Annotated in this window: 2 protein-coding genes; one reads left to right on the top strand and one right to left on the bottom strand. The window is 58.6% G+C overall.

Going from position 1 to position 1,166, the window contains the following annotated elements:
* The coding region (locus C515_RS23770; protein ID WP_211234093.1) for a hypothetical protein at positions 1–277 on the top strand (277 nt) is incomplete at its 5' end.
* Between the two features lie 142 nt (positions 278–419).
* On the opposite strand, the gene C515_RS0116485 is transcribed toward C515_RS23770, so the two are convergent.
* Entirely contained in the window at positions 420–719 is a 300-nt protein-coding gene (locus C515_RS0116485; RefSeq protein ID WP_028456394.1) for a hypothetical protein, read from the bottom strand.
* Positions 720–1,166 lie beyond the last annotated feature (447 nt).

Below are 1,166 nucleotides of genomic sequence, written 5' to 3'. Positions count from 1 at the left end.
GTGTAGCTCTGCTTCGGGATTTTGTACATCGATACCTCCGTATGCCAGTTTATCTGGCTACGCTTGGTATCCGAAATTCGCGGTCAACCTCACCGTGCCGAAAGAATGGCTGACCCGACAGGCTATCGCTGCGGCACAACTGACCCGGATGGAAATGGATGCGCTGATGCTGGTGGGGATGGACGAGGAAAGCGCCTGGACGGAAACCCGAACGCTGTTCTGCCTGACCGACCCGCCCAAGTATGGGGAGCCGGAAGAAGAAGCTGATTCCGCGTAGATACCGGAACTGCACGGTGCGCTGGGCTGGAGAATCAAATGGGGACAGAGGGCGGGACGCTTGTCCTCAACTGCCCTTCCCCCGCCAGTCATGCCACCCGTTCAGGTGCAGGGGGGATGGCAACTGCTTCGCAGTGCCGGGCTTATTCCGTCCCGCCGAAGCTGGCGCACAAGGCTATCCAGTACAAGTCGCCGGGATGCAGGGCTGCCTGCTTGCTCGACCAGGCTGATGTAGACAGCTGCGTTTTTAATCGTCGCGCTTCCGACAAGACCCCGCGCGCCGCCAAGAGCCGCCCCCTTTGGTCGGGGGCTGGCAAGCTGTCCCAATCCCCGTTCAGCAAGAGCACTGGCGCGTCTCTCAGCGAGTCGCTTAGTGTCATCGTCCGCAAGGCGGTGTCCAGCTCGACCAACAAGGTGTCGATGTTCAACGTCATATCGGACATGGTGCGCCTCCAAGGACAGTGCCACTGAAACCAGCGTGGCTTATTTCCAGCAATGGCCACTGAGTTTTCTGCATCGTCATCAGATCGGCGCAGCGGCATGGACAACGCGCCGCCTGGCACAGTCAAGCTGCCATTCTTATCGCCGGTCCATTTTTGCCGCATGGTGCGACGCCCCCCCCTCGCAGCACCTCGCACCATTCGCACATCGCACATTCGTCTTGATAGTTCAGCACTATCACACCAGTTTGGCTGTGAGAGCTAAAGTCAAAATTCCAGCTCATAGGCTGGAACAAGCGACATGATTCGACTGATCACATGCCCCCAAGCATCAGCTTGCGAGGCCGGGTTGGCACTAGCCCGGATTTTTCATGAGTTCGGGGTCGGCGGAGGGCTTAAAGCCGCATAGGATATGCTTTCCAGACCGATCCACAGACAACTCCGCCGATG

Origin of the sequence: Chitinilyticum litopenaei DSM 21440, from assembly GCF_000428145.1 — a bacterium.
GTDB classification, from domain to species: Bacteria; Pseudomonadota; Gammaproteobacteria; order Burkholderiales; family Chitinibacteraceae; genus Chitinilyticum; species Chitinilyticum litopenaei.
This window is presented reverse-complemented; position numbering and strand designations above follow the sequence as displayed.